The organism is Comamonas sp. E6 (assembly GCF_001010305.1).
GTDB lineage: Bacteria > Pseudomonadota > Gammaproteobacteria > Burkholderiales > Burkholderiaceae_C > Comamonas > Comamonas thiooxydans.
Window position 1 is genome coordinate 118,631 of sequence record NZ_BBXH01000005.1, and the last position, 18,922, is coordinate 137,552.

Below are 18,922 nucleotides of genomic sequence, written 5' to 3' on the forward strand. Positions count from 1 at the left end.
CCCGGGGCTATTGCTTGGGCAGTTGCGGCACATCCACGAAATCGTCGAGGCTCAGGCCTTTTTCCTGCAGCAGGGCTTCGAGCACGGGCTTGAGCCGGCCCAGGCTGGCTTCCACGGTTTCGCGCACGGTATCGACCACCACCTGGGTGCTGCGCTCGATCTCGATATTGACCAGATCGCCGACCTTCTTGTCGCCGAACACCGTCATGCGCAGGGTTTCCGGAATCAGCCAGACCTCGAACCAGCCCTCCTTGCGGTTCACCTCGGCCACCGTCAGGCTGGCGCCGTTGACGGCGATATAGCCCTTGGCAAACACATAGGGGCGAAAGGCCTCGGGAATGCCGAAGCGGATCTTGTGATTGGTCTCGGTCTGCATCACCTCCAGCAGCGGCGCCGTGAAGTCCACATGGCCCGACAGCGGGTGGCCGCCAATCTCGGCGCCATCCCTGGCAGCGCGCTCCACATTGAGCGTGTCGCCGGCCTTGTAGCTGCCCAGCGTGGTGATCTTCAGGCTTTGCAGCATCACATCAAAGCTGGCGCTGGTGGGCGAGAGGTTTTCGGTGACCGTCAGGCAGACGCCGTCGTGCGAGACGCTGGCGCCAATGGCCAGATCCTGGCAGAAGCCTTCGGGGAACTCCATGATGAAGGTGCGCAGGCCGTCCTGGTCGCGCAGCGCGGCAATCTTTGCCACGGCCTGAATGATGCCGGTAAACACGGGGCAGACTCTCTTATCAACAGGCGGGCGCCGGGCGCCAGCCTTGGGTCAAAACGGCTATTTTGCCTGTTTGCCCGGTAACCCAGCCAGCGTCTAGGCGAAGGTCGGCCGGCCTTCCCAGAAGCCGCTGATCAGCGCCTCGGGCTTTTTGAGCGCACGCACCCAGGCGCAGTCGGGCCAGGCCTGCATCTGTACGTTCATGCCGGCAAACACGCCATAGCCCGGGCCGGCCGCGATCTCGCCATCGGCCTGCAGGGTCTCGCCGCTGCGGATGCTGCAGGTCGCGCGGATATCGCCCTGAGCCTTGATGCCCCAGCCGGCCTGAATATGGTTGCCGCACAGAATGCCGTCGTTGCCGGCAATGCCATGGCCTACATCGAGCAGGCCCTGCACCTCGATGGCGCCGCCTGCTTTCAGGCCCTTGCCGCAGTGCATATCGCCTTGCACCTGCACTTCCTGGCCGATATGGGCATTGCCTTTGAGCTTCACATGGCTGCCGCCGCGCAGCTCCCAGCCGCAGCGCAGGTCTTCGGCGCGCAGCTCGCCCTCGACTTCCACGCTCCAGGCCGCCTTGATGCTGCCGCTGGCCTGGAGCAATTCACCGGCAAAGATGGCGCCGCCGCATTGAATTTCCTCGCCCGCTTCCAGCTTGCCCGCGCGTATGCCGCCGCCCGCCTCCAGGCTGCGGCCCACCAGCAACTGGCCGGGGACGCGCACATCGCCATGCACGATCAGGGTGCCGGCATAGACAAAGTTGTCGGCCTCCAGGTGCTCGAGCTCCAGCACGCTGTTGGTGGAGCCGAAGTTCTCCAGCAGCCAGCGTGCATCTTCCACGCGGCCTGCGGCCACCTGGGTGTCCATGGCCGCCTGGTAGTCGCCACCGGCCAGGTTGTTGCGCACAAACCAGCGGTAGCCCATGGCACATGGGTTTTTGCCGCGCAAGAAATTTTGAGTGAGTTCCATGTCCATGGCTGACCTCCGGATCGTCCTTTGAGCAAGATGCGGTGCGCGTGACAGTACGGACGCCGAAGACGTGGACGTACCTCTCCCATGCACCAGGGAAATGCTGTTTGGGAAGGCCGTGCGGAGGAGGTGAGCTGTGTGCTTCAAGCCATCCGCACGGCGGCGGAAAGCATGGCCGTGACACCGCTCAGGCTCACGAATGCGGTGGGAATGCCATGGCGGCGTGTGTGCAGCGCACGCAGCACGCAGGCACGCGCGGGCAGCTCTGCGGCAAGGGCAGAGCGGCGCAGGCGGGCGGCGGTGGACAGGTGCAGGCAGGCCATGGGTAAGAAGATATCTGAGCCCCGATTATGCCGCGCGGCCCTGGCCGGTGCAGCTGGGCTCCCGTATCTCCGTGATTTCATGGCGCTGTGCATGGCCGGGCGCTGCGCAAGGGCCGCCCCGCAGCGTCGGTGCCGTCGCCAGAGAGGGGAAGACACGAAGCGGCACAGGGGGCTCTATCTCAGCGGCTTTGCGCGGCGGCCTGGCACAGACGCTCCACGGCCTGCGCGATCTGCGGCACTTCGGGCGCGGCAAACGACATGCGCAGCGTGTGCAGGTCGGGGTCGGCCGGATAGAAGGCCTTGCCTGGGACATAAATCACGCCCAGGGCCACGGCGGCGTCGAAGAGCTTTTGCGGATCGATGTAGTGGTCCAGCTCGGCCCAGACGAACATGCCGCCTGCGGGGCGCGAGCAGCGTATGCCGCTGTCCGGTGACGCGTTCAAGCCCTGGACCAGGGCCTGCATGCGTCGCTGGTATTCCTGGCGCGCGCGCTGCACGATGGCCGGGTAGCGCCCGCTGGCCAGATAGCAGGCGGCGACCGACTGCGTCAGCGGCGAGGTGCACAGATCGGCCGTCTGCTTGGCCACCGTGCAGCGGCGCAGCAGCGGCGCGTCGGCCAGCATCCAGCCCACGCGCAGCGCGGGGGCCACGGTCTTGGACAGGCTGGACAGATAGATGACGGGGTTGGAGCCGGGCTCGGCCAACCGCTCGCCCGCGGCGCGCACGGTGCCCGGCATGGCTTGGTGGATGCCGCCGGGCTCGTCGAAGCGCAGCTCGCCATAGGGATCGTCCTCGACCACCCAGAAGCCATGTTGCCGGGCCAGTTGCACCAGGGCCTCGCGGCGCTCCTGCGCCAGCAGCGTGCCGCGCGGGTTGGAGAAGTTCGGCACGGTGTAGAGCAGCTTGGGGCGCTGGCCGGCCGGCAGTGCGGCCAGCAGATCGGCCAGGGCTTCTGTCTGCAGGCCTTGCTCGTCCATGGGAACGGGCAGGATGCGCGCCTGGGCCAGACGCAGGGCCTGCAGCGTGGCGGGATAGGCCGGCACCTCGACCAGCACCGTGTCGCCGGGCTCGACGAGCACGCGCACCAGCAGGTCAAAGGCCTGCTGCGATCCGGTGGTCACGAGTATGTCGGCGGCCGTCGCATGCATGCCGCGCTCGCGCGCCTGCTGCGCCAGGGCCTCGCGCAGCTCGCTCAGGCCTTCGGTGGCGCCATACTGCAGCGCGCCCGGACCCTGTGTCATGGCCTGTGCGGCGGCCTGGGCCAGGCCCTCGGCATCGAAGAGGCTGGGCGATGGATAGCCGCCGGCCAGCGAGATCATGCCGGGGCGCGAGAGATAGGGAAACAGCTCGCGTATCGGAGACCCCGCAGGCTCGGCAAACACCGCGGCAAAGGGCGCCAGTGCGCTGTCCCGACTCATGCTGCCGCTCCCGACAGCATTGCGAGAACCAGGGCCCTGGATTGCTGCTCGGAGGCCTCGTACAGGGCGATTTCGTCATGCACGCGCGCGCCCAGCGCGCTTTCGAAGACCTGCTGCGCGGCATGGGCCTGGTATTGCTTTTGCTCCTCGCCGCCGAGGTTGGACTGGAAGATTCCGGCCGCGCTCACGGGCAGAAAATCTTCATAGGTAATCGGCTCGGCCTGCACCAGACCCCGGTCGATCAGTGCTTCCAGGTCTGCACCGGCAGGGCCTTGGGCAAGCGAGGCCTGAGCCTGCTCGGTCAGGCGGTAGCGGTAGAAGGCCAGACCCTGGCGGCGCAATTGTTCGTGCGTGTCGGGAAACTGCGTGAAGACCTGCTGCAGGCGGTGTGCATAGTCGGGCGCGGCGCTGCCCGCGCTGTCTATGCCGCGCACCAGGCCCAGCAGCTCGTCGTACAGGGCGCGGCCCTTGCGTGTCAGCGCGACACCTCGCTGCTCGATCTCGCCAAAGCGCGCGGTATGGGCGCCGGCACTGTCCGCGTTGGCGTCGGCATCGGTAAAGCGCACGGCCTCCTTGAGTGCCTTGAAGCTGGTCTGGCGCAGCAGGATGGGGCAGGCGCGCTGCGGCGGGCCTTCGACCACGTCCTTGGCATCCATGCCGCGCGTGGGCATATCGGCCTGGGCCATGTCTATGTCCAGCGTGCGTGGCGTCAGATGGTTGATGTGCGGGCCCTTGAAGCACACCACATCGGCCACCAGGCGGTGGGCTTGCTGCAGGGCCTTGTAGGTGGCGGCATCCACGGTGGCGTCGCTGTGCCAGCGGAAGGTCTCCAGGGCCTGCTGCACAAAGGCATCGGCGTCGCTGCTGTCCAGGCCTCCGTCACGCTCGGCCTGGGCAATGAGCTCCAGTGCGCGTGGCGTGAAGATGCTGCGGCGCTCGAGGATCTCGGCGGCCTGCGCGCGCAGCGCTGCATCGGCAATCAGCTCCAGGCGCAGCAGCGAGGTGAAGACGCGAAACGGGTTGGCCAGCAGCGCCTCGTCATGCACGGGGCGAAAGGCCGTGGAGTGCACGGGAACGCCGGCCACCGAGAGGTCGTAATAGCCTACGGGCTCCATGCCCATCACGGCGAACAGGCGGCGCAGCGTGGCCAGTTCCTCGGCCGTGCCCACGCGGATGGCGCCATGGCGCTCCACATCCAGGCGCTCGAGCTCGCCGCTGCTGTTCATGCGATGGCGCAGTTCGGGGTCGGCCTGCAGCGCCACGGCGTTGACATCGGCCACCAGGTCGATCAGGGTGCCGTACTGCGGCACTTCCTTGCGGTACATCTCGGACATGGCACGCGAGAAGCGCGTGCGGATCTCGTCGACGCTGACAAAGCGGGCTGCGGTGGAAGAGGCGTGGGGCGTGGCGCTCATGACAAAACAGAAGGGCTGGGGTTCGTGGGATGGCCGCGCCGCTGGCGGGGCCGCAGGAATATGCAGCATGTTCTGCGCCGTCATGACTTTGGTCAAACGATAATCCGGCCTGCAGGTCATACCCGAATGGAATGAACCTGCGCCCGAATCCCTCCCACATCCTTGCCGCCATGCAGTTATCCCGTCGCTTTCTGCCCCCCATGTCCCTGCTCTGCGCCTTCGAGGCCTCGGCGCGGCACCAGAGCTTTACCGCGGCGGCTGCCGAGCTGCATCTGACGCAAAGCGCCGTCAGCCGCCAGATCCGCGCGCTGGAGGAGCGCCTGGGCACCGAGCTGTTCGTGCGCGAGCGCCAGACCGTGCGCCTGAGCGCTGCGGGCCAGGCCTATGCGCAGGAGATACGCGCTGCCCTGGCGCGCATCTCCAATGCCACGTTGGGCTTTCGCACCAATCCGCAGGGCGGCAGCCTGAACCTGGCCATCCTGCCGACCTTCGGCACGCGCTGGCTGGCGCCACGGCTGCCGCAGTTCTTCAGCGCTCATCCGGGCATCACCATCAATCTGACAACGCGGCTGTCGCAGTTCGATTTCCAGCTCGAGGCCGTCGATGCGGCCATTCATTTCGGCTTGCCGAACTGGCCGGGCGCGGAGCTGGAGTTCCTCATGAGTGAGACCGTGGTGCCGGCCTGCAGCCCCGATGTGGCGGCCCGCCATGGTTTTGCCCGGCCCCAGGACCTGCTGCGCGCGCCGCTGCTGCATCTGGCTTCGCGCCCCGACGCCTGGCAGCGCTGGTTCGGCAGCCAGGGCTGCCAGGGCGGCGATATGCAGGGCATGCTGTTCGATCAGTTCGCCACGGCGGCCCAGGCCGCGATCGCCGGCGTGGGTGTGGCGCTGCTGCCCAAGTTTCTGATCCTGCGCGAGCTGCAGGCCGGCGATCTGGTTCAGGCTCTGCCGCAACTGCCCGAGGTGGAAAGTGCCGAGCGCTACTACCTGGCCTGGCCGACCAGCCGCTCGGCCTATCCGCCGTTGCAGGCCTTCCAGGGCTGGCTCAAGCAGGTCGCGCAGGAGTTTGCTTCTTCTGCGCCGCTGTAATGAAAAAAGGAGCTGCCAGCGCAGCTCCTTCAATGAGTTCAGCAATGAATATGCCTGAAATGATTGCTCAAAAAGCGCAACCAGCTATCAATAAAGCATGACTCCAGGCGCAGGCTTGCGGTCGTTTCAGCTGTTGTAGGCTTCCAGCGGCTTGTCATTGGGCGCTTGCAGCAGCTGCTTGAGCGTCTCGCTCATGGGCAGGTTCAGCGGCATTTCCTTGGGCGGAATGGGCTGCATAAACCACTTGTCGTAGATCTTCGCCACCTCGCCGGACTTCATCATGCGCACCAGGGCATCGTCCACGGCCTTCTTGAAGCCGGGATCGTCCTTGCGCATCAGCAGCGCGATGGGCTCCGACCCCAGCGCCTCGCCCACGATCTTGTAGCCCCTGGGGTCCTTGGAGTTGGCGATCACGCCAGCCAGCAGATTGTCGTCAAGCACAAAAGCATCCGCGCGGCCGGACTCCAGCATCAGAAAACTCTCGAAATGGTCCTTGCCCAGCTGGGTCGGCAGCTTCACATTGTTGTCATGGCTGTATTTGCGCAGCAGCTGCACGGCAGTGGTCCCCGCCGAAGCTGCCACGGTCTTGCCGTCCAGCTGCTTGAACGAGGTCACGGGCGAGTCTGCGCGCACGGCCATGCGCACCTGGCTGACATAGGTGGTGACGGTAAACGAGACCTGCTTCTGGCGGCTGAGGTTGTTGGTCGTGGGGCCGCAGCCCAGATCCACCGTGCCGTTCTGCACCAGAGGCATGGTGTTCTGCGCGGTGATGGCCATGTATTCGATCTTGGCGCTGGGCGCGATCTGGGCCAGCACCTTTTCGCACAACTCCACGTGGTAGCCGGTGAAGCGGTGGTTGGCGCCTATGGCATAGGCCATGGGGGCCGAGCTTTCGCGCACGCCTATGACCACCTTGCCGGTCTTTTGCAGCTTTTCCAGCGTGCTGCCGGAGGCGGTCTGGGCCTGGGCGCCGGAGGCGGCCATGGCGGCTACAAGGGCGGTACATGCCAGCGTTATGTTCGCGGTCATCAGGCGCATGGGGGAAGTCTCCTCGGGAAGTGGGCGTATCGAAAACGCAATGCAATTGTTGTGCGCTCGTCCATGGTGCCGCGCATTGCCTGCAGCCCATGAATCGGCAAGACCCGTTGCCGGGGCGGCCTGTTTGTCAAGATCCTGCATCAACTATCCGGCAAATGGCAGCGGTTTCATAACGATGAAACGGAAGAAGGTCATGCTTGCGGCGTATGACCCGGCAGCGCGTGTCCAGGTGCGGCAGCCGGCGCGGCAAAGCCATAGCGGGACGGCTGACCGGGCTTTTTGGGTAATATCTGCGCCTGTTGCACAGGCCCGCGCGCATCGTTTGCGGCGCGTCCAGCCTTGTGCCGCCAGGGCCGGCCGTGTCGCTGCCGCCTGGTCCGGCTCCGTTTTCGGTTCGCGCAGCGCAGCCCGCAAGGGCGCCACAGAATGACTCTGCATGCGTGAACCTGTTTTGAGACAGACTCCATGACTGCCAATACCCCCCCCTCATTCCTGAGCCGCATCGCCATCGCGATCGGCAGTTTCTTTGCCATTCTCGGTAACGGTCGCCTGGCCGCCGACGTGAGTCGTGTGCGCGCCGGTGAGGCTTTTGCCGCCGACGTCGCCCCCAGGGAAGTACGCGTGGAAGTGCCGGTCGAGAAGATCGTCGAGGTTCGCGTCGAGGTTCCGGTCGAGAAGCTGATCGAAAAAACCGTCGAAGTGGAAAAGCTCGTCGCCACCGACAGCGCCGCCCTGCAACTGTTGGGCCTGATGCAGCGCGAGGCCCGTTTTGTGGACTTCATCCAGGAAGACGTCGCGCCCTATACCGATGCCGAGATCGGCGCGGCCGCGCGCGTGGTGCATGAAGGCTGCCGCAAGGTGCTGCGCGAGCATTTCACGCTCTCCCCCGTTTGCAGCGAAGCCGAAGGCTCGCGCATCACTTTGCAGGCCGGTTTTGACGCTGCTGCCGTGCGACTGACGGGCAATGTGGTCGGCCAGCCGCCGTTTACCGGCACGCTGTCCCATCGCGGCTGGCTGGTGACTCAGGTCAAGCTGCCCCAGCTCACCGACATTCAGGCCGCCAAGGTCATCGCCCAAGCCGAAGTGGAGCTGTGATCCATGAATATGTTTGCCTCCATCGCCGCATCGGGTGCGGCCAGTCAAGCTGCGAGCACTCCTGATTCCGTGGCTGCCGCTGCTCAGCCACAAAGCCCTGCAGGCCAGGCCGACGCCCCGTCTGCCGGCGCTAGCTACAGCATCGGCATCGATCTGGGCACCACCCACTGCGCGCTGTCCTATGTGAACAAGACCGCCAGCGATGGCGAGAAGGTGGTGCAGGGCGTGCTGGACATTCCCCAGCTCACGGCTCCCGGCAGTGTCGAGGCCAGGCCACTGCTGCCGTCCTTTCTCTATCTGCCGCACGAAAGCGAGCTGACCGAAGCCGAGCGCAGCTTGCCCGGTGCACCCGGCGACTTCATCACCGGCGAATTCGCCCGCAGCCGCGGCGCAGCCACGCCCATCCGTCTGGTCAGCAGCGCCAAGAGCTGGCTCTGCCACCCCGGCGTCGATCGCCGCGCAGGCATTCTCCCCGCCGATGCACCCGAGGAAGTCAGCCGCATTTCGCCGCTGACCGCTTCAACCCGCTATCTCGAGCATTTGCGCCGCGCCTGGGAGCAGGCCCACCCCGAGGCCCCGTTTGCCCAGCAGGACATCACCGTCACCATCCCCGCATCGTTCGACCCCGCCGCGCGCGAGTTGACGGCCGAGGCCTGCAGGGCTGCTGGCTTTGCCAGGCTGACACTGCTCGAAGAACCTCAGGCCGCGCTTTACAGCTGGATCCAGGCCAGTGGCGGCCAGTGGCGCAAGCAGGTCAAGCATGGCGACATCATCCTCGTCGTGGACGTGGGCGGTGGCACCACCGACCTCTCGCTGATCGCCGTGCTGGAGCGCGATGGCAATCTGGAGCTGCAGCGCATTGCCGTGGGCGAACACATTTTGCTGGGCGGCGACAACATGGACCTGGCCCTGGCCTATGGCGTTGCACGCAAGCTGGCGGCCGAAGGCAAGCAGCTCGATGCCTGGCAAACCCGTGCGCTGGCCCATGGCTGCCGCGCAGCCAAGGAGCAATTGCTGGCTGACGCAAGCCTGCAAGCCGTGCCCGTGGTCGTACCCAGCCGGGGCAGCAAGCTCATCGGCGGCAGCATCCGCACCGAAGTGACACGCGACGAAGTGCTGGCCATGCTGGTCGAGGGCTTTTTCCCCAAGGTGGCCGTCAGCGACAAGCCCAAGACCCGTGCGCGCGGCGCGCTCACGCAACTGGGCCTGCCCTATGCGCAGGACGCCGCCGTCACGCGCCACCTGGCGGCCTTTCTGAGCCGCCAGGTTCATGCGCTGGCCGAGATCGAGGGCCTGAACGGCGATCAGATCGACGGCTCCACCTTTTTGCATCCCACGGCCATCCTGTTCAACGGCGGCGTGCTCAAGGCGCCCCAGATCGAGCAGCGCATCCTGGAAGTCATCAACGGCTGGCTGGACGACGAGGCCTGCGAGCCTGCGCGTCTGCTGGACGGCGCCAACCTCGATCTGGCCGTGGCCCGCGGTGCGGCCTATTACGGCCATATCGCCACCAGCGGCCGCGGCGTGCGCATTCGCGGCGGCACGGCTCAGTCCTATTACGTGGGTGTGGAGAGCAATATGCCCGCCATCCCCGGCATGGAGCCGCCCCAGTCCGCCCTGTGCCTGGCACCGTTCGGCATGGAGGAGGGCACGGAAGTCGCTCTGCCTGACGAGGAGTTCGGCCTGGTCGTGGGCGAGCCCGTGCGTCTGCGCTTCTTTGGCTCGTCCGTGCGCCGCACCGACCAGGTCGGCACCATGCTGGACTTCTGGTCGCCCGAAGAGCTGGTGGAGCTGCAGGAGATCGAGCTGAATCTGCCCGCCGCCGGCCGCGCTGCCGGCGAGGTGGTGCCCGTGACCCTGGCGGCGCGTGTGACCGATATCGGCACGCTGGAGCTCAATGCCGTGCCCGTGGGTGGAAGCGAGCGCTGGAAGGTGGAGTTCGATGTGCGCGCGGAAACCTCTGCGGAGGCTGCCGAATAAGGCCGCTGAGTTGCTTGACAGTGAAAGCCCGCTGGCCGATTGGTTGGCGGGCTTTTTTGTTCTCTCTTTTGTTCTCTTGTTTGCGGCTGCACTTCCGGCCGAGACCCGCCCTCTGTCCGTGACAAAGGCATGCCACAAGAAAGGTTCAGGCCCAATCACGCCAGGCGCAAGATCATGAAGCCCTTCTTTTGAGAAGCAGGGCGCGCACCATGCCCACCAGCAACATGGCTCGCGCCCCACTCAAGCAGAGGTCTAGAACGCGTGGCGCAGACCCACGCTCAGGCTGCTGGCATCCTGCCCATAGCCCACGCCACCCTTGAAGTTGTAGCCATAGGCCACGCCGGATCCGTTGTCGATGCGTGTGTAGGCAGCGTAGAGCTTGGTGCGTTTGCTCAGATGGTGGTTGTAGCCAAGAATCCACTGGCGCGCGCTGCTGCCGGGCACATGGCTCCACCGGCTCGCCCAGCCGTAGCCCAGGGCAAGCTCCGAAGCGCCAACCCGGTAGGCCGCAGTCACGCGCGCAGCGTCACGCGTGCCGCAGCCGGCACCGCCATTGCTGCACAGCGAGCCCGAGCCGTTGTCCGAGCGCTGGTAGTAGGCACCGATCTGCAGCGCATTCCAGATGTAGTGGCCGCGCAGGGCAAACTGCCTGTCGTCGCCCAGCTGGGTAAAGCCCGCGCCCAGGGCCAAGGGGCCGCGTTCCCAGTTGGCATAGAGGTCGTAGCCGTTCTTCTGCACGGCACCTGTCGTCTTTTCGTGTAGCGATGCCTGAGCCTCCAATGTCAGCCCGGCCATCACAGGGCTGCGATAGGCGATCTTGTTGGTGTTGCGCATCACGTAGTCGTAGAGCGCATCGGCGATGGAGCCGGTATCGTGGTTGGGCTCATCCAGTGCACCATAGTCGGCAATGCCGAAATAGGTGGCAGCACCAAAACGGCCCAGACGCAGCTTGCCCAGACTGCCCGAGAGGTTGACTTCGCTCTGGCGCTGAAAGGCCAGGGCGCCGGTGCTGCCGGTACCGGCGCCGGTATCGGATTCGAAGCCGGATTCGAGCTGGAAGCCGGCCTTGAGGCCGCCGCCCAGGTCTTCGCTGCCTACAAAGCCAAAGCGCGAGTTGTTGTTGAAGAGCCCGGTCAGGCTGCTGCCTCCGACCTTCTGATGCTCGACCGAGGTATTGAGGCGGCCATAGATCTGCACGCTGCTTTGTGCGAGCGCGACGGAAGCTCCGGCGGTGGCCAGAGCGGCGAGGAGGACACGAGACACAGTTGTTGTTTTGACTGGCATGTAGCGACTAGCCTTCGATCTTTGCTATGAAACTTGCGCGAATCTGCGCGCTTGTTACAAGGCAAGTCCCGTGCCAGCCACCGTGCACTGCTTTGGACAGTTGTCGTCGCAGCAGCCGCTCATCCCGGCAGGCGGTTCGGGCATCCGGCTCTTGTTACGATCGGCGACAGAGTTTTACGTGTTTCCGCCTCAGCCCATGCATTCATCTCGCCCCACCTACGCCGTCGGCATCGACCTGGGCACCAGTCACACGGTCGTGGCAAGCGTTGCGCTGGACGCTGCGACAAGCGATATCGCGCTGCTCGATATTGCCCAGCGCAGCACGGCAGGCGAGGTCGTGGCCCAGCCGCTGCTGCCTTCGGTGCGTTACCAGGCCGCCCAGGGCGAGCTGGGCGAGGCCTGGCGCCAGCCCTGGCCGCCGCAGGGCGCGGATGAAGCGGTGCCTGCCGTCATCGGCCGCTGGGCGCGAGATCTGGGCGCTGCCGTGCCGGGGCGGCTGGTGGCCAGTGCCAAAAGCTGGCTCTCGCATACCGGCGTGGATCGCACAGCCGCCATCTTGCCATGGGGGGCTGGCGAGGACGTGGCCAAGGTATCGCCGCTGGCGGCCTCAAGCTCCTATCTGGCCCATGTGAAAGTGGCATGGGACCAGGCCCGTCCCGAAGCGCCACTGCACCAGCAAAGCGTGGTGCTGACGGTACCAGCCTCGTTCGACGAAGGTGCACGTGCATTGACGCTGGAGGCTGCGCAGATGGCGGGTCTGCCGCGCGTGCAACTGCTGGAGGAGCCCAAGGCCGCGTTTCACGACTGGCTGGTGCTGCAGGGCGATGAGCTGGCTGCGCAACTGGCGGACAGCCGACTGGTGCTGGTGGTGGATGTGGGCGGAGGGACTACCGATCTGACGCTGATTCGCGTGGATGCATCGGCCGATGGCAGCCTGCCCACGCTGACGCGCACGGCCGTCGGCGAGCACCTGATGCTGGGCGGCGACAACATGGACCTGGCGCTGGCCCATCAGCTTGAGCCGGCTTTTGCGCACAAGGCGCCAGACCAGGGGCAGAGGCTGTCCGCACAGCGCTTTGCCCAGCTAGTGCAGCGCTGCCGCATGGCCAAGGAGCAGTTGCTGGTGCAGAACGCGCCCGAGCAGATCGGCATCACCTTGCTCGGGGGCGGCAGCAAGCTGATGGCGGCGACTCAAAGCGTCACGCTGACTCGTGAGCAGGTGCTGCAGTCGGTGGTCGAGGGCTTTTTGCCGGTCGCGCAGATCAGCGATATGCCCGCCAGGCGGCAAGGCGCGCTGCGCGGCTTTGGCCTGCCCTATCCGGCCGATGCGGCCATCAGTCGTCATCTGGCACATTTTCTCGCCCAGCATGCGAGTGGGGGCCTGCCCGATACCGTGCTGCTCAACGGCGGCGTGTTCCATGCCCATGCCATGGTTCAGCGTCTGACGCAATTGCTTGGCCGCTGGCGCGGCAGCCCGGTGCGCGTGCTGCACAACCCGCACCCGGACTGGGCCGTGGCGCGCGGTGCGGCAGCCTACGGGCTGGCACGCCATCAGGCCGAGCTGGCGGTGGCACAGATTGCTACGCCCAACCTGCCCGAAGCACAGGCCGGGCAGGCGTCGGCAGCGATCAAGACCATGGTGCCGCGCATTGGTGGCGGTTCGGCACGCAGCTACTGGCTGCTGCTGCCGGGCAAGAAGGGCGAGGCGCCCCAAGGCCTGTGCCTGCTGCCGCGTGGCACGGAGGAGGGCGTGCGCATGGTGCTCTCTGGCCGGCGCTTTGCGCTCAAGCTGGGCCAGGCCGTGCGCTTCAATGTATTGGCCAACAGCCTGAGCCATGTGCCAGCTCAGGCCGGCCAGATTGCACCTTTGATCGGCGAGGGCTGGGTGGAGCTACCGCCCCTGGCCACGGTGCTGCCCGCGCCCGAAGGCCGGGCCGCAGCCCAGGTCGAGGTGCAGCTGCAAGCCTGCATGAGCGAGGTCGGCACGCTGGAAGTGCGCTGCGTGGCAGTGCAGGATGCGGGCCAGTCCTGGCTGCTGCCCTTTGCTGTACGCGGTGCCTCGGCTTCGGAACCCATAGCTGACAGCGCCGGTGAACAAAGCGCTGAAGGCCCAAAACAGTCTAATTCTTTGGCAGCCAGGCTGCCCGAAGCCGTGGCCCTGGTGGAGCGCATCTTCGGCACGCAGGCGCAGGAAGTGACGGCCCGGGAAGTGCGCCAGCTGCGCCAGTCGCTCGAAAGAATCCTCGGCCCGCGCGAGGACTGGGAGCTGGGCCTGCTGCGAGCCCTGTTCGATGCGCTGCTGGCCCGCTCCAGGCGCCGCCGCCGCACGGCCGACCATGAGCGCGTCTGGCTCAATCTCGCAGGCTGGTGTCTGCGCCCCGGCGTAGGGGCGCAGCTCGATGGCTGGCGCATAGACCAGGTCTGGGTCTTGTATGGCCAGGGTCTGGGTCATGCCAAAGAGGCCGCCAACTGGACGGAGTGGTGGGTGTTCTGGCGTCGCGTGGCTGCGGGTCTGAACGAGGCCCGGCAGATGGAGCTGCTCGAAGACGTGGCCGGCCATATGCACAAGGCCGTGCAGCAGAACGCGCGCGGCAAATCCAGTCATGGCAGCTATGACGACATGCTGCGCCTGTTCGCGGCCATGGAGGCCGTGCCCTGGCAGTACCGCCAGGAAATGGGGCAGTGGATGCTGCAGCGCCTCAGGCGCGAGGATGAAACCGTGCAGACCTGGTGGGCCATAGGTCGCCTGGCGGCACGCCAATCGCTGGCCGCCAACGCCCATCTGGTGATGCCGCCCGACGCGGCGCTGGAGTTCCTGAACGCCACGTTGGCCCAGGACTGGCGCAAGAACGAAACCGCGATGTTTGCCGCCGTGCAGATGGCCCGCATGACGGGCGACCGCGCGCGCGATCTGCCCGATGCCGTCAGGGCGCAGGTGCTGGAGAAGATGCGCAGCAGCGGTGCGCCACAGCGCTGGATGGCCATGGTCGAGCAGGTGGTGCAGATGGAGGCAGAGGATCACAGGCGCAGTCTGGGCGACAGTCTGCCGCCGGGGCTGGTGCTGCTGTGAAGAGGCTGTGCGGCTGCGGCCAGGCTTTTGGTCACGGCATTTGCAGGAGGCAGCCCCTGCCAAAGACGATGGCCGAACAGTGAGTGTTGTTCAGGCCGCTCTGCGAGCGATGCAAGAATGACCTGTTGCATGGTGCGACAGGCCGGCATGGAGGGCTGGCAGCATCCATGTTCACCACCACAGGAAGTTATTGCCATGAAGTTTGAAGAAGCTGCGCGCACCGAGATGGCGCGAAACGCTGTTTTTATCTCTGCAAACCAACGCCGCTCGCTGCTGTTGGCAGCGGTGGCTGCCGTGGTGATGGCGGCTCCTCTGACGCAAGCACTGGCGCAGGGCGGCAACTGGCCTGCCAAGCCGATTACCTTTGTCGTGCCCCAGGCACCGGGCGGTGCCAACGATGTGATTGCGCGTGCCGTGGCGCAGGGGCTGGAGAATTCGCTGGGCCAGCCCGTCATCGTGGAAAACCGCGCCGGCGCCAACGGCAATCTGGGCACGGGCCAGGTGGCGCGCAGCGCGGCCGACGGCTACACCTTTCTCGTGACGGCGCAAAGCGCCTACACCATCAATCCGGCGCTGTATTCCAGGGTGCCGTTCGATCCCATCAAGGACTTCACTGCCGTGATGCAGCTGGCCGTCGCGCCTTATCTGCTGGTGGTGAATCCGAACTTCCCCGCCAGGAATCTGGACGAACTGGTGGCCTATGCCAAGGCGCATCCGGGCAAGGTTGAATACGCTTCTGCCGGCAACGGCACGCTCAACCATCTGCTGGGCGAGATGCTGAAAAAGCAGAAGAACCTGAGCCTGCTGCATGTGCCTTACAAGGGGGCATCGGCCGCCGCCACCGATGTGGTGGCCGGCCAGCTACCGGTGACCTTTGGCAGCTTTCCCGGCGTGATGCCTTTTGTCAGCAGCGGCAAGCTGCGCGTGCTGGGTGTGGCCTCCGACAGGCCCACATCACTGGCGCCCGAGATCCCCGTGCTGGGCAAGGGCCTGGCCGTGACCAGCTGGTACGGCTTGTTTGCACCGGCCGGTACGCCGCAGCCGGTGGTGGACAAGCTTTATCAGGCCGTCAAGACCGTGCTGGCCAGGCCCGAGATGGTCGAGCGCCTCAAGACTCTGGGCGCAGAGCGCGTGGAGTCCACGCCGCAAAGCTTCAAGGCCATGCTGCCGGCCGAGCTGGCGTACTGGAAGCAGGTGGTCAAGGACTCCGGCGCGCATATCGACTGAAGGGGACGACAGCTTGTTGATACATCCGGCCGCTGCCGGGCCCTTGCGTCGCTCACGGGCGGGCTTGACCCTGCTCATTGCGGCGGTCATTGCCATCGGGCTGGCCTCACGCCGGGGCTATGTGCCCTTTCCCGCCGTGCTGGGCAATTATCCGGGCGATGCGCTCTGGGCCTGGGTGGTGCTGTTGTGCGTGGCCTGGCTGCGGCCGGCCATCACGCGCGGCAAGCTCATGGCCTGTTCCCTGGTCATCGCCTTTGCCATCGAGTTCCTGCAGCTCTATCAGGCCCCCTGGATGCAGGCCCTGCGCGCCAACAAGCTGGCCTATCTGGTTCTGGGCAATGGCTTCGATCCCCTGGATTTGCTGGCCTACGTCGTGGGCATCGGTGTGGGCACCATGATGGACTGGCTCTGGCAGAGGCGGCAGCGTCGCCTTGCCTGAGATGGCATGAATCGTGCTCGTCGTTCATGGCATCAACATGACGACAAGCACTACCCCATGAAAACGCCTCTGCACTATCTGGTGGCTGCAAGGCAAAGCGAGATTGCCGAGCTGGAGCAGATCAGCCGCGCCAGCAGCCTGGTGGCGAGCGTGTCCGAGCTCGTTCATGCGCTGCAGAAAGAGCGCGGTCTCTCGAATATCTTTCTGGTCAGCGGTGGAGCACAGGCGCAGCAGAGCCTGCTCGATCATGGCCGGCATGTGGACCGGGTCATGGAGCGAGTCTGCCTGGCGCTTGAAGAGCTGGGTGCGCGGGCGCCGGGTGCGCATGGCGCTCGCCTGTTCAACGCGATCGCCAATGCGCTGCAAGGCTTTGAAGCCCTGCCGCTGCTGCGCCGCCGGCGCGATGCGCTGCAGCTGAGTGCCGAGGATTGCACGCAGGCGCTGATCCGCATGATTGCGGCCTGCCTGACCGTGGTGTTCGAGGCGGCGGACAGCGCTTGCGATCCCGATATTGCGAAATTGCTGGTGGCGCTGTTTCATTTCATGCAGGGCAAGGAGCTGGCGGGTCAGGAGCGCGCCACGGGGGTTGCGGCGTTTACCGTAGGGGGCGGCAAGTCGGAGCGTCAGCGCCATTGGCTGCATCTGATCGAGTCTCAGGAGCGCTGCTTTCAGGTGTTTGCAGACTTCGCCAGTCCCTCGGGGATGGAGCGCTGGCAGCAGCAATGCGGGGCCTGCCCCGATATGACGGTGATCGAGAGGCTGCGTCGAATGGGCTGCACGGCGGGGGACGGCGTGCTGCTGGACCGTAGCCTGAGCTCGCCGTGGTTCGAGGCCTGTTCCAGCCGGCTCGATGCCATGCACCAGATTGAGGCATTTCTGGCCCATGAGCTGCAGGAGCAATGCCTGTGCAAGCTTGAGCAGGCCCGTACAGCGCTCTGCCAGCAACTGGCGCTGCTGGAGATGCAGCCGCAGCCTGGGACTCGTGCCGAAGCGGCTGCGGCCTTTCTGGGGGCCACGCAGTCAGCCGCCTCCTTGCCTGCGGAGGGTGCGTACGGGTTGCAGCTCGAGAAAAGCATCGTCTTGCTGATGCAGGAGCAATCCATGCGCCTGCAGGACATGCAGACCGAAATCGACAAGGCTCGTGCCACGCTCAAGGAGCGCAAGACCATAGAGCGGGCCAAGGGCGTGCTCATGAACTACCGCCAGCTCAGCGAAGGCGATGCCTACAAACTGATCCGCCAGACGGCCATGAACCAGAACCGGCGCATGCTGGATGTGGCCGAGGCGATTCTGGCCACGGTGGACTTGCTGCCCGGCAGCACCAATTCATAGCCTTGGCAGCGCGGTGTTTGTTGCACTGCACCAAATATGGGCCAAAACCGGGGAAGCAAAGCCTGCTCCACCTCTGATCAAGGTCTGGCATGGTTTGTGCATGACTGTTGATGTCAAGCAGACCAAAGGCGGTCGCGCTTAAAGCGTTATTACGAGTGACCTGGGACAACGGCGTCCTTTTCTCCTCACACCCGAGGAGGGAAGGGCGCCTTTTTGTTTTCCGGATCGCCTTCACCACGATTCTTGATGGAGTTTTCTCATGAGCCAGCGCCTTTCTTCGACTACTGTTCCCGTACCGGAGCCCGTATCTGCCGGTGGCCGGCGTGAGTTTTTGCGCGTGGCCGGTGTTGCCGCCCTCTATGGCACGCTCGGACACCATGGCGCCTGGGCCGCAGGCTCCGACGCACCGGAGAAGAAAGAGGTCAAGATAGGCTTCATCCCGCTGACCGATTGCGCCAGCGTGGTCATGGCCTCGGTGCTGGGCTTCGATCAGAAATACGGCGTGAAGATCGTCCCCAGCAAGGAGGCGAGCTGGGCCGGCGTGCGCGACAAGCTGGTCAACGGCGAGCTGGACTTCGCCCATGTGCTCTACGGCCTGGTCTACGGCCTGCATCTGGGGGTGGGCGGCCCAAAGAAGGACATGGCCGTGCTCATGAGCCTGAACAACAATGGCCAGGCGATCACGCTGTCCAAGGCCCTTGCCGACAAGGGCGCGGTCGACGGAGCCAGCCTGGCCAAGGTTATGGCCAGGGAAAAGCGCGAATACACGTTTGCCGGCACTTTCCCCACCGGCACGCACGCCATGTGGATGCATTACTGGCTGGCGGCAGCAGGCATCAACCCTTTGTCCGAGGCAAAGCTGATCACCGTGCCGCCGCCCCAGATGGTGGCCAATATGCGTGTGGGCAATATGGATGGCTTCTGCGTGGGTGAACCCTGGAACCATCGCGCCATCATGGACGGCATCGGTATTACGGCCAACACCACGCAGGACATCTGGAAGGATCATCCCGAGAAGGTGCTGGGCATCACGGGCGAGTTCGCGCAGAAGAATCCCAACACCTGCCGCGCCGTGATGATGGCGATTCTGGAGGCCAGCCGCTGGATCGACGCCAGCTTGCAGAACAAGACGAAGATGGCCGAGATCGTGGCCCAGAAGTCATACATCAACACCAGCGTGGACGCCATCAACCAGCGCATTCTGGGCCGCTACCAGAACGGCCTGGGCAAGACCTGGGACGACCCCAACCACATGAAGTTCTTCAACGACGGGGCCGTGAACTTCCCGTATCTGTCGGACGGCATGTGGTTTCTCACCCAGCACAAGCGCTGGGGTCTGCTCAAGGCCCATCCAGACTATCTGGCCGTGGCCAAGCAGATCAACCGCATCGACCTCTACCAGCAGGCGGCAAGCCAGCTCAAGGTCAGCGTGCCCAAGGATGTGCTGCGCACCAGCAAGCTGATCGACGGCGTGGTCTGGGACGGCAAGAACCCTGCCCAGTACGCCGACAGCTTCAAGATCAAGGCCTGAGGCC

15 protein-coding genes are annotated in these 18,922 nt (G+C 65.3%); 8 read left to right on the forward strand and 7 right to left on the reverse strand.

Annotation, left to right across the window (positions count from 1 at the left end; genetic code table 11):
- Positions 1-7 precede the first annotated feature (7 nt).
- The 5 genes from CSE6_RS01590 to CSE6_RS01610 all read right to left on the reverse strand — a co-directional run bounded on the left by CSE6_RS01590 (position 8) and on the right by CSE6_RS01610 (position 4,834).
- On the reverse strand, positions 8-715 hold the full coding sequence (locus CSE6_RS01590) for a riboflavin synthase (RefSeq protein WP_059439753.1): 708 nt from the start codon (positions 713-715) through the stop codon (positions 8-10).
- Positions 716-808: 93 nt separating this feature from the next.
- Positions 809-1,678 (reverse strand): FapA family protein, encoded by an 870-nt coding sequence (locus CSE6_RS01595; protein WP_238585626.1) that lies wholly within the window; start codon positions 1,676-1,678, stop codon positions 809-811.
- A 143-nt stretch (positions 1,679-1,821) separates the two neighbouring features.
- Positions 1,822-2,001: a hypothetical protein gene (locus CSE6_RS01600; protein ID WP_012836954.1), complete on the reverse strand. Its 180-nt coding sequence runs from the start codon at positions 1,999-2,001 to the stop codon at positions 1,822-1,824.
- A 179-nt stretch (positions 2,002-2,180) separates the two neighbouring features.
- Positions 2,181-3,419, reverse strand: coding sequence for a PLP-dependent aminotransferase family protein (locus CSE6_RS01605; RefSeq protein WP_059439755.1), 1,239 nt, complete (start codon positions 3,417-3,419; stop codon positions 2,181-2,183).
- A complete protein-coding gene (locus tag CSE6_RS01610; protein ID WP_059439872.1) occupies positions 3,416-4,834 on the reverse strand; it encodes a VOC family protein in 1,419 nt (472 codons plus the stop codon). Before CSE6_RS01610 ends, CSE6_RS01605 begins: the two co-directional genes overlap by 4 nt.
- Positions 4,835-5,004: 170 nt before the next feature.
- Here CSE6_RS01610 and CSE6_RS01615 point away from each other — a divergent pair, with 170 nt between their 5' ends.
- Positions 5,005-5,922, forward strand: coding sequence for a LysR family transcriptional regulator (locus CSE6_RS01615; RefSeq protein ID WP_045838557.1), 918 nt, complete (start codon positions 5,005-5,007; stop codon positions 5,920-5,922).
- Positions 5,923-6,048: 126 nt separating this feature from the next.
- Here the strand turns inward: CSE6_RS01615 and CSE6_RS01620 are convergent, their stop codons facing one another.
- Complete coding sequence (locus tag CSE6_RS01620) at positions 6,049-6,960, reverse strand: transporter substrate-binding domain-containing protein (RefSeq protein ID WP_059439756.1); 912 nt, start codon at positions 6,958-6,960, stop codon at positions 6,049-6,051.
- Between the two features lie 465 nt (positions 6,961-7,425).
- On the opposite strand from CSE6_RS01620, the gene CSE6_RS01625 reads away from it, so the two are divergent.
- Both CSE6_RS01625 and CSE6_RS01630 read left to right on the forward strand, forming a co-directional pair.
- Positions 7,426-8,055, forward strand: a complete 630-nt coding sequence (locus CSE6_RS01625) for a DUF2760 domain-containing protein (RefSeq protein ID WP_059439757.1) — start codon at positions 7,426-7,428, stop codon at positions 8,053-8,055.
- 3 nt (positions 8,056-8,058) lie between these two features.
- Positions 8,059-10,035 (forward strand): Hsp70 family protein, encoded by a 1,977-nt coding sequence (locus CSE6_RS01630; RefSeq protein ID WP_059439758.1) that lies wholly within the window; start codon positions 8,059-8,061, stop codon positions 10,033-10,035.
- A 252-nt stretch (positions 10,036-10,287) separates the two neighbouring features.
- Here the strand turns inward: CSE6_RS01630 and CSE6_RS01635 are convergent, their stop codons facing one another.
- Positions 10,288-11,319: a porin gene (locus tag CSE6_RS01635; RefSeq protein ID WP_034357265.1), complete on the reverse strand. Its 1,032-nt coding sequence runs from the start codon at positions 11,317-11,319 to the stop codon at positions 10,288-10,290.
- A gap of 196 nt (positions 11,320-11,515) precedes the next feature.
- Between CSE6_RS01635 and CSE6_RS01640 the strand changes: the two genes are divergently transcribed.
- The 5 genes from CSE6_RS01640 (at position 11,516) to CSE6_RS01660 (ending at position 18,918) form a co-directional block, all read left to right on the forward strand.
- On the forward strand, positions 11,516-14,389 hold the full coding sequence (locus CSE6_RS01640; protein ID WP_059439759.1) for an Hsp70 family protein: 2,874 nt from the start codon (positions 11,516-11,518) through the stop codon (positions 14,387-14,389).
- A 195-nt stretch (positions 14,390-14,584) separates the two neighbouring features.
- Complete coding sequence (locus CSE6_RS01645) at positions 14,585-15,616, forward strand: tripartite tricarboxylate transporter substrate binding protein (protein WP_059439760.1); 1,032 nt, start codon at positions 14,585-14,587, stop codon at positions 15,614-15,616.
- 64 nt (positions 15,617-15,680) lie between these two features.
- The gene (locus CSE6_RS01650) at positions 15,681-16,055 is read left to right on the forward strand and encodes a DUF2809 domain-containing protein (protein ID WP_238585627.1); all 375 of its coding nucleotides are present in this window, start codon (positions 15,681-15,683) and stop codon (positions 16,053-16,055) included.
- A 6-nt stretch (positions 16,056-16,061) separates the two neighbouring features.
- Positions 16,062-17,387, forward strand: coding sequence for a nitrate- and nitrite sensing domain-containing protein (locus tag CSE6_RS01655; protein WP_370545692.1), 1,326 nt, complete (start codon positions 16,062-16,064; stop codon positions 17,385-17,387).
- Between the two features lie 259 nt (positions 17,388-17,646).
- Complete coding sequence (locus tag CSE6_RS01660; protein WP_083994665.1) at positions 17,647-18,918, forward strand: CmpA/NrtA family ABC transporter substrate-binding protein; 1,272 nt, start codon at positions 17,647-17,649, stop codon at positions 18,916-18,918.
- The last annotated feature ends 4 nt before the right edge of the window (positions 18,919-18,922 follow it).

Excerpts from the sequence above, each read along its gene's own strand:
- CSE6_RS01660 (WP_083994665.1), top strand. The coding sequence starts at position 17,647 with ATGAGCCAGCGCCTTTCTTCGACTACTGTTCCCGTACCGGAGCCCGTA.
- CSE6_RS01645 (WP_059439760.1), top strand. The coding sequence starts at position 14,585 with ATGAAGTTTGAAGAAGCTGCGCGCACCGAGATGGCGCGAAACGCTGTT.
- CSE6_RS01655 (WP_370545692.1), top strand. The coding sequence starts at position 16,062 with ATGAATCGTGCTCGTCGTTCATGGCATCAACATGACGACAAGCACTAC.
- CSE6_RS01610 (WP_059439872.1), bottom strand. The coding sequence starts at position 4,834 with ATGAGCGCCACGCCCCACGCCTCTTCCACCGCAGCCCGCTTTGTCAGC.
- CSE6_RS01640 (WP_059439759.1), top strand. The coding sequence starts at position 11,516 with ATGCATTCATCTCGCCCCACCTACGCCGTCGGCATCGACCTGGGCACC.
- CSE6_RS01635 (WP_034357265.1), bottom strand. The coding sequence starts at position 11,319 with ATGCCAGTCAAAACAACAACTGTGTCTCGTGTCCTCCTCGCCGCTCTG.
- CSE6_RS01620 (WP_059439756.1), bottom strand. The coding sequence starts at position 6,960 with ATGCGCCTGATGACCGCGAACATAACGCTGGCATGTACCGCCCTTGTA.
- CSE6_RS01615 (WP_045838557.1), top strand. The coding sequence starts at position 5,005 with ATGCAGTTATCCCGTCGCTTTCTGCCCCCCATGTCCCTGCTCTGCGCC.
- CSE6_RS01600 (WP_012836954.1), bottom strand. The coding sequence starts at position 2,001 with ATGGCCTGCCTGCACCTGTCCACCGCCGCCCGCCTGCGCCGCTCTGCC.
- CSE6_RS01630 (WP_059439758.1), top strand. The coding sequence starts at position 8,059 with ATGAATATGTTTGCCTCCATCGCCGCATCGGGTGCGGCCAGTCAAGCT.
- CSE6_RS01625 (WP_059439757.1), top strand. The coding sequence starts at position 7,426 with ATGACTGCCAATACCCCCCCCTCATTCCTGAGCCGCATCGCCATCGCG.
- CSE6_RS01595 (WP_238585626.1), bottom strand. The coding sequence starts at position 1,678 with ATGGAACTCACTCAAAATTTCTTGCGCGGCAAAAACCCATGTGCCATG.
- CSE6_RS01605 (WP_059439755.1), bottom strand. The coding sequence starts at position 3,419 with ATGAGTCGGGACAGCGCACTGGCGCCCTTTGCCGCGGTGTTTGCCGAG.